This is a genomic window from Acidovorax sp. GW101-3H11, assembly GCF_001633105.1.
In the GTDB taxonomy this organism is placed as follows: domain Bacteria; phylum Pseudomonadota; class Gammaproteobacteria; order Burkholderiales; family Burkholderiaceae_C; genus Acidovorax.
The window spans coordinates 92,930-101,133 of the sequence record NZ_LUKZ01000033.1 but is presented as its reverse complement, the minus strand read 5'-3'; the positions used below and the strand labels follow the sequence as shown (position 1 = coordinate 101,133).

The 8,204-nt window shown below is 65.7% G+C and carries 7 protein-coding genes; 6 read left to right on the top strand and 1 reads right to left on the bottom strand.

The annotated features are described in order from the left end of the window. Nucleotides 1-783: 783 nt before the first annotated feature. The 6 genes from A1D30_RS23250 to otnI all read left to right on the top strand — a co-directional run bounded on the left by A1D30_RS23250 (nucleotide 784) and on the right by otnI (nucleotide 7,156). The gene (locus A1D30_RS23250; RefSeq protein ID WP_063463101.1) at nucleotides 784-2,154 is read left to right on the top strand and encodes a GntP family transporter; all 1,371 of its coding nucleotides are present in this window, start codon (nucleotides 784-786) and stop codon (nucleotides 2,152-2,154) included. Nucleotides 2,155-2,302: 148 nt separating this feature from the next. After that, nucleotides 2,303-3,214 (top strand): L-threonate dehydrogenase, encoded by a 912-nt coding sequence (gene ltnD, locus A1D30_RS23245; RefSeq protein ID WP_063463100.1) that lies wholly within the window; start codon nucleotides 2,303-2,305, stop codon nucleotides 3,212-3,214. Next, complete coding sequence (gene otnK / locus A1D30_RS23240; RefSeq protein ID WP_063463099.1) at nucleotides 3,211-4,488, top strand: 3-oxo-tetronate kinase; 1,278 nt, start codon at nucleotides 3,211-3,213, stop codon at nucleotides 4,486-4,488. Before ltnD ends, otnK begins: the two co-directional genes overlap by 4 nt. A gap of 17 nt (nucleotides 4,489-4,505) precedes the next feature. Then, nucleotides 4,506-5,195, top strand: a complete 690-nt coding sequence (locus tag A1D30_RS23235) for an aldolase (protein WP_063463110.1) — start codon at nucleotides 4,506-4,508, stop codon at nucleotides 5,193-5,195. A gap of 70 nt (nucleotides 5,196-5,265) precedes the next feature. Beyond that, nucleotides 5,266-6,333 carry an alpha/beta fold hydrolase gene (locus A1D30_RS23230; protein ID WP_063463098.1) on the top strand — a complete coding sequence of 356 codons (1,068 nt, stop codon included), beginning with the start codon at nucleotides 5,266-5,268 and terminating at the stop codon, nucleotides 6,331-6,333. A 25-nt stretch (nucleotides 6,334-6,358) separates the two neighbouring features. Continuing rightward, a complete protein-coding gene (gene otnI / locus A1D30_RS23225) occupies nucleotides 6,359-7,156 on the top strand; it encodes a 2-oxo-tetronate isomerase (protein WP_063463097.1) in 798 nt (265 codons plus the stop codon). Between the two features lie 30 nt (nucleotides 7,157-7,186). Here the strand turns inward: otnI and A1D30_RS23220 are convergent, their stop codons facing one another. After that, nucleotides 7,187-8,182: a 2-oxoglutarate and iron-dependent oxygenase domain-containing protein gene (locus A1D30_RS23220; protein ID WP_063463096.1), complete on the bottom strand. Its 996-nt coding sequence runs from the start codon at nucleotides 8,180-8,182 to the stop codon at nucleotides 7,187-7,189. Nucleotides 8,183-8,204 lie beyond the last annotated feature (22 nt).

The following is an 8,204-nucleotide window of genomic DNA, read 5'->3' as shown; positions in this document are numbered from 1 at the left end:
CATCGCCCAGCAGTTACATGAGCATGGCGCGGACTATGTCCTGTCGCTCAAGGGCAACCAGCGGCACATGCATGAAGTGGTGCAAACACACTTTGAAGTGCCGTGCACAGCAGGGCAACAGGGTGACAACACCTACGCCGAACGCTCAAGCGGCCACGGGCGTGAGGAGCTGCGCAGCTACCGGGTCAGTCCCGTGCCCGAGGCCTTGCAGCGCGCGGCAGTGCACTGGCCGGGCCTGGCGAGTGTGGTGCAGGTTGCGCGCCAGCGCCAGCAGGCGGGCTGCAGCGCCAGCGAAGAAGTCAGCTACTACTTGAGCAGCCTGGCAGCGCACACGCCCGCGCAGGTGCTGGCGCACAGCATCCGCTCGCACTGGGCGGTGGAGAACCAGTTGCACTGGAGCCTGGATGTNCAGACGCTGCTGCGGCGCATGGCGCTGCAGGTGCTCAAGAGCGACACCTCGGTGAAGGTGGGGGTGCAGGCCAAGCGCAAGCGAGCGGGCTGGGATGTGGGCTATCTGGCCCATGTCCTGGGCATCAGGGTTTAGATGCGATTGCCCTGGGCATATTGCACTAGCGCTTGAGCACCGAAACGCCTCAAAAGCGCTTCACCGCCCCTCTTCAGGCACTGGCAGACGCGGGTTAACCCGTAGCCAAGCAGATCGCAATAATTTGTATGATAACCATATAAACACACCAAACCAGGTGCACCCAGACATCCCCACCAGGCCGTTCCCAACGGCCCCAACCTGGGCCCGCCCCTTTCCATCCCGGAGATACCCCGTTCATGTCCACCCTCGCACTTCTCGGCATTGGCGCCGGCAGCATTGCCCTGCTCCTGTTGCTCATCATCCGCTGGCAGGTCCACGCCTTCGTGGCGATGATGCTGGTGAGCTTTCTGGTGGCGTTTGCCACGGGCATGCCCATTGGCGACATCATCAGCACGCTGATTGCGGGCATGGGCGGCACGCTGGGGTCGGTGGCCATCCTGGTGGCGCTGGGCTCCATGCTGGGGCGCATGATCGAGGTCTCGGGCGGCGCGGCCAGCCTGGCCAACCGCTTCACGCAACTGCTAGGCCCCACACGGGTGCCCATGGCGCTCACCGCCGCCGCGCTGGTGCTGGCCATCCCGGTGTTTTTTGATGTGGGCTTCATCATCCTGGTGCCCATCGTCTACGGCTTTTGCAAGGCGGCGGGGGTCAACCCCATCAAGTTCGGCCTGCCCGTAGCGGGCATCATGCTGGCCGCGCACGTGGTGGTACCACCGCACCCCGGCATCGTGGGCGGGGCGGCCATCGTCAAGGGCGACATCGGCTGGATCACCATCATTGGCCTGGCCATCTGCATCCCGCTGGCAGCGCTGTCGCAGGTCGTGGCAGGCTGGCTCAACCGCAAGGGTTACCCCATGCTGCCCACCACGGCTGAGCAGTTTGCGGCCTTTGGCAACAGCGAAGACAGCACGGCCAGCAAGTCCGGTAAGGCGCCTAGCGTCGGCACCATCATGGCGCTGATCATCATCCCCCTGGCCCTCATCATGGCCGGCACCACCGGCGCCACCCTGCTGCCCAAGGGCGACAGCCTGCGCAACGTGCTGGGCTTCATCGGCTCGCCCATTTTTGCGCTGATGGTGGCCGTGGGCCTGGCGATGTTCCTGCTGGGCCGCAACCAGGGCTGGAACCGCGAGCGCACCAACGCCATCATGGAATCAGCCCTGCCCCCCGCCGCCACCGTGATCCTGGTGACGGGCGCGGGCGGCGTGTTTGCCAAGGTGCTCACCGCCAGCGGCATTGGCGCTGCGCTGTCGCAAAGCCTCACCGCTACGCACCTGCCCCTCATCCTGCTGGCGTTCATCATCTCGCTGGCTCTGCGCGCCGCACAGGGCTCGGCCACCGTGGCCATCATCACCACCTGCGGCCTGCTGGCCGATGCGATGGCGGGTGGCGGGTATTCCCCCTTGCAAGTGGCACTGCTCACGGTTGCCATTGGCTTTGGCAGCCTGGGCCTGTCGCACGTCAACGATTCAGGCTTCTGGATCGTGACCCGCTACCTGGGCCTGAGCGTGGGCGATGGCCTGCGCACCTGGACGGTGCTGACCACCGTGCTGGGCATCGCAGGTTTTGCAATGACCGCTTTGCTCTGGGTTCTGGTGGCCTATTGAGTCGGTATCTTTGAACTTGAAAAATCCGTTCGGGCTGAGCCTGTCGAAGCCCTGCGCGGCGCTTCGACAGGCTCAGCGTGAACGGTTCAAGTTGATTCAAGCCGACTCAATACGCACTCTATTTGAATTTCTTTGAAGGACTGACAACATGACAAAACCCACCGTCGGCATCATCGGCCTGGGCGCCATGGGCGCTGGCATCGCCAAGACCCTGCGCAACAACGGCTTCACCATCCACGTGTGCGACGTGCGCCCCGGCGTGGCCGATGCGTTTGTGGCAGACGGTGGCACGGCCCACGCCACCACGGCTGCATTGGCGGCGGTGAGTGATGTGGTGGTGTCGGTGGTGGTTAACGCCGCGCAGACTGAGAGCGTGCTGTTTGGCGACGATGGCCAAAGCGGTGCAGTGAGCACCATGCGCCCCGGCAGCACCTTTGTGATGTGCTCCACCGTGGACCCCAATTGGTCTGTAGCGCTGGAAGCGCGCCTGAACGCCCTGGGCCTGCACTATGTGGACGCTCCCATCTCCGGCGGCGCCGCCAAGGCCGCATCGGGCCAGATGACCATGATGACCTCGGCCAAGCCAGAGGCCTATGCCGCGGCCAACGCGGTGCTCGACGGCATGGCAGGCAAGGTGTACCGACTGGGCGACAAGGCGGGCGCAGGCAGCAAGGTCAAGATCATCAACCAGCTGCTGGCCGGTGTGCACATTGCCGTGGCCGCCGAAGCCATGGCCCTGGGCCTGCGCGAAGGCGTGGAAGCCAGCGCCTTGTATGAAGTGATCACGAACAGCGCGGGCAACAGCTGGATGTTTGAAAACCGCATGGCCCATGTGCTGGCGGGCGACTACACGCCGCTGTCGGCCGTCGATATCTTTGTGAAGGACCTGGGCCTGGTGCTGGACACTGCCCGCGCCAGCAAATTCCCCCTGCCGCTGGCCGCCACCGCGCACCAGATGTTCATGCAGGCATCCACCGCAGGCTTTGCCAAAGAAGATGACAGCGCCGTGATCAAGATCTTCCCTGGCATCACGTTGCCCGAAGGGAAGGACAAGGCATGACACGCGCACGTGCACTGCTGGGCTGCATTGCCGACGACTTCACCGGCGCGACCGACCTGGCCAACAACCTGGTGCGCGCAGGCATGCGCGTGGTGCAGGCCATGGGCGTGCCCACGGCTCCGCTCGACGCTGAGGCCGATGCCATCGTGGTCGCGCTCAAGTCACGCACCATCGCCAAAGACGAAGCCATTGCCCAGTCGCTCGCAGCGCTGCAGTGGCTGCAGGCGCAGGGTGCCGAGCAGATCTACTTCAAATACTGCTCCACCTTTGACAGCACGGCCGAAGGCAACATCGGCCCCGTGACCGATGCGCTGATGCAGGCCCTGGGCACCGACTTCACCATCGCCACCCCCGCCTTCCCCGACAACAAGCGCACCGTGTTCAAGGGCTACCTGTTTGTGGGCGATGTGCTGCTGAACGAGAGCGGCATGCAGAACCACCCGCTCACACCCATGACCGACCCCAACCTGGTGCGCGTGCTGCAGGCGCAGACACCCAGCCGCGTAGGCCTGATCGACCACAGCGTGGTCGCACAGGGCGAGGCCGCTATCCGCGCGCGCATTGATCAACTCAAGGCCGAGGGCATGCGCATGGCCGTGGTGGATGCAGTGTCCAACGCCGATCTGCTGCGCCTGGGCCCCGCGCTCAAGGGCATGCCGCTGGTCACCGCAGGCTCAGGCGTAGCGATTGGCCTGCCGGGCAACTTTGGCGTGGCCCCCAGCAACGAGGCCGCCCGCCTGCCTGCCGCGCAAGGGCTGCAGGCCATTGTGTCGGGCAGCTGCTCGGTGGCGACCAACCAGCAGGTGATGGATTTCATCAAGGCAGGCCAACCCGCCCTGGCCATCGACCCGCTGCGCATCGCCGCAGGCGTGGACGTGGCCGCCGAAGCGCTGGCTTGGGCCGAAAACCACATCGGCCAAGGCCCGGTGCTGGTGTATTCCACCGCCGAACCCTCGGCCGTGCGCGCCATTCAAGGCAAGCTGGGTTCCGAAAAAGCCGGTGCCATGGTGGAAGACACCATTGCCGCCATTGCCCGCGGCCTGGTGCAGCGCGGTGTGCGCCAGCTCATCGTGGCGGGCGGCGAAACATCCGGCGCCTGTGTGCAGGCCCTGGGCATCACGCAAATGCGCATTGGCGCGCAGATCGACCCCGGCGTGCCGTGGTGCCATGCGGTGGCGCCCGACACCAAGGACGGTTTGCACATCACGCTGAAGTCGGGCAACTTTGGCAGCACCGACTTTTTCACCAAGGCTTTTGCACAATTGTCGGCATGACCTCTACCCCCGCCTTCATGGATGAGCCCCAAGCCCGCGACGAAATCTGCCGCGTGGGCCGCAGCCTGTTTGAGCGGGGCTATGTGCACGCCACCGCAGGCAACATCAGCGTGCGCCTGGCCGATGGCTACCTCATCACCCCCACCGACGCCTGCCTGGGCACGCTGCAACCCGAGCGGCTGGCGCGCCTGGACGCACAAGGCCAGCAGGTGGCGGGCGACCGGGCCAGCAAGACCATAACGCTGCACCGGCAAATTTACGAGGCGTCGGCATCGACTGCGGCCCCTGCGCGCTGCGTGATCCACACGCACAGCACGCATCTGGTGGCCTGCTCGTTGCAGGCCGACATGACGACCAACGGCCCGCTGGGGCCTGACACGCAATTGCTGCCTCCCATCACGCCCTACTTCGTCATGAAGGTAGGCCGCGTGCCGCACATCCCCTACCACCGGCCTGGCGACCCGGCTGCCGCAGCGCTGGTGGCGCAGACCATTGGCCGCTATGCCGCCAAGGGCAGCCCCGTGCGCGCCGTGATGCTGGCGCGCCTGGGGCCCAACGTGTGGCATGACACGCCCGCTGCCGCCATGGCCGTGCTGGAGGAACTGGAAGAAACCGCGCGCCTGTGGATGCTGTGCCAGCCCCGCCCCACGCCACTGACCGAGCCCCAGATCGAAGAGCTGCGCCAGAGCTTTGGTGCCCACTGGTAACTGGTAACTGGTAACGGGCTGGCTGCGCCCATGGCGCGGGGATGAAAGAACACACACAAGGAGACAAACCATGACCCTTTCTTTCTGGCGCAACGCCTTTGCCCCCATGCTGCTGGGCGTGCTGGCCACAGGTAGTTCGGCGGCTGCGGACTACCCCACCCCCAAGCACGGGGAATGGGTCGTCAAGGACTTCCGCTTCCACACCGGCCAGACCTTGCCCGAACTCAAGCTGGCCTACTCCACCGTGGGCGAGCCCACCGGAGAGCCCGTGCTGGTGCTGCATGGCACCAATGGCTCGGCAGAGAGCATGCTCACGCCCGGCTTTGCGGGCACGCTGTTTGGCCCCGGCCAGCCGCTGGATGCACGCAAGCACTTCATCATCCTGCCGGATGCCATCGGCACCGGCCGCTCCAGCAAGCCGTCGGACGGCCTGCGCGCTGCCTTTCCGGCCTACAACTACGACGACGTGGTGCAGGCCCAGTACCGCCTGCTGACCGAACACCTGGGCGTGCGCCACGTGCGCGCCATCATTGGCAACTCCATGGGCGGCATGCACACCTGGGTGTGGGCCCAGCGCTACCCCGACTTCATGGACATCGCCGTGCCCATGGCCTCGCTGCCTGCGGCCATGTCGGGCCGCAACTGGATGATGCGCCGCCTGCTGGTCGAAGCCATCCGCAACGACCCCGAATGGCAGGGTGGCAACTACACCCGCCAGCCCCGCAGCCTGCAGTTTGCGTCGGTGTTCTTTGGCACGGGCACCAACGGCGGCCACCAGGGCCTGCAAAAGCTGGCCCCCAACCGCGTTGCGGCCGACGCCCTGGTGGAGCAGCGCCTCAAAGCCCCTTTTCGCGGCGATGCCAACGACCACATCTATCAGTGGGAAGCATCGCGCGACTACGACCCCGAGCCCGGGCTGGAACGCATCACCGCGCGCGTGCTGGCCATCAACTCGGCAGACGATGAGCGCAACCCGCCCGAGCTGGGCGTGCTGGACAAAGCCATCGCCCGCATCCCGCACGCACAGGCCTACGTGATCCCTGCCAGCGCCGACACCCTCGGTCACAGCACGGTGGGCCTGGCGCGCTTTTACCAAGACCGGCTGGCACAGGTGCTCGCCAACGCACCGCGCCGCTGACCGCTTTTTTCTCAGGAACCAGTACATGCCCCGCTTCGCTGCCAACCTGTCCATGCTCTACAATGACGTAGACTTTCTCGAACGCTTTGCCGCCGCTGCCCGCGACGGCTTCAAGGCGGTGGAGTACCTGTTTCCCTACGCCTACCCGGCGCAAGAACTGACCGCGCGCCTGCAGGCCAACGGCCTGCAGCAGGTGCTGTTCAACGCCCCGCCCGGTAACTGGGACGCGGGCGAGCGCGGGCTGGCCTGCCTGCCGGGGCGTGAGGCCGAGTTCCGCGAAGGCATTGCCAAAGCCATCGACTATGCCAAGGCCCTGCAATGCCCCCGCATCCATGTGATGGCCGGGCTGGTGCCCCAGGGTGCAGACGCAGCCGCCGTGCGCACCACCTACGTCGCCAACGTGCGCCACGCGGCCGAGCAGGCTGCACCGCACGGCCTCCAGATCCTGCTGGAGCCCATCAATGGCCGCGACATGCCCGGCTTCTTCCTGAGCCGCCAGGACCAGGCCCACACGCTGATCGCCGAGATCGGCGCCGCCAACGTCAAGGTGCAGATGGACCTGTACCACTGCCAGATCGTGGAAGGCGACTTGGCCATGAAGGTGCGCCAGTACCTGCCCACCGGCAACGTCGGCCACTTCCAGATTGCCGGTGTGCCCGAGCGCCACGAGCCCGATGTGGGCGAGCTGAACTACACCTATTTGTTCAAGCTGCTGGACAGCCTAGGCTACGACGGCTGGATTGGCTGCGAATACCGCCCGGCACGCGGCGCGGCGCCCCATGCCACATCCGACGGGCTGGGCTGGCTCCAGCCCTGGCTGTAATCCGCACGGCCACCGGCGGCCTACGCGCCGTCAGTACGCCTTGAAGTTCGCCGCCACCCGCTGGTTCAGGTAGTCACCCGCCGCAATCGCCGGGTACTTCTTGCCGGGCCCTTCGATGATGGCGTCGCGGTTGGCCTGGGCAAAGAAGGCGATGCTGTAGCGCGGCCCCATGTACTCGCCGGGCAGAGGGTTCTTCACACGGTGGAAGTTGCTGGGCAGCTGGTCGTCGCTCCAGCGCATCAGCATGTCCCCGATGTTGCAGGTGATGGCCTGCTCGTCGGGCTCCACCGAGGTCCAGGCCTGGGTGTCCATCTCCTTGCCTGGGCACACCTGCAGGCCGCCCTGGCCCTGGCGCTGAAAGAGCAGGGTCAGGCAATCAAAGTCGGTATGCGCCCCGGCGCGCCACAGGCCCAGGCTGGCTTGTTGCTCGGGCGGGGTCGCAAAGTAGTGCAGCAGGCGCAAGGTGCTTTGGTAGCTGGCCTGTGCAGGGTCGTGCGCGCGGGCAAAGAAGGCCTCGTCAAACCCCAGCTTCCACGCAAAGCACGATAGCACCTGCATGGCCACCTGCCAGCACTGGCCTTCGAAGGCGAGCATGGTGGCCTGAAATCCCGCCAGCTCCTCGTCGGTGGGCCACAGGCCTGCCATGTGCGGGCGGGTGATCTGGTACGACTCCTTCTGGTCCGGCGTGCCGGTGGAGGGGCGCACCTGCGCGCGGCTCTCCCAGCCCACGTTGAGCGCCTTCTTGAGCGGGTACTGCGCCTTCACGGCATCCGGCAGCGCAAAGAAGCGCTCGGTCATCGCGAAGGCGTTGTGCACCTCGGCCAGGTCAATGCCGTGATTCACGATCTGGAAAAAGCCGACATCGACTGCGGCGTCCCACAGCTGGTTGGCAATCTCGGTCTTGCGCTGAGCAAAGTGGCTGAGGTCGATGCGGCGGATCTCGCGGCTCGTGGTTTCCGAGCCCATCGCGCCCATGCGCGTTTCTTTTTGCAGCTCGGCGAGGTCGTAGGTGGCAGTGGTGGTCATGCAGCTCTCCTGAAGGCAAGTG

Coding starts and splice junctions, on each gene's coding strand:
- A1D30_RS23250 (WP_063463101.1), top strand. CDS start 784: ATGTCCACCCTCGCACTTCTCGGCATTGGCGCCGGCAGCATTGCCCTG.
- ltnD (WP_063463100.1), top strand. CDS start 2,303: ATGACAAAACCCACCGTCGGCATCATCGGCCTGGGCGCCATGGGCGCT.
- otnK (WP_063463099.1), top strand. CDS start 3,211: ATGACACGCGCACGTGCACTGCTGGGCTGCATTGCCGACGACTTCACC.
- A1D30_RS23235 (WP_063463110.1), top strand. CDS start 4,506: ATGGATGAGCCCCAAGCCCGCGACGAAATCTGCCGCGTGGGCCGCAGC.
- A1D30_RS23230 (WP_063463098.1), top strand. CDS start 5,266: ATGACCCTTTCTTTCTGGCGCAACGCCTTTGCCCCCATGCTGCTGGGC.
- otnI (WP_063463097.1), top strand. CDS start 6,359: ATGCCCCGCTTCGCTGCCAACCTGTCCATGCTCTACAATGACGTAGAC.
- A1D30_RS23220 (WP_063463096.1), bottom strand. CDS start 8,182: ATGACCACCACTGCCACCTACGACCTCGCCGAGCTGCAAAAAGAAACG.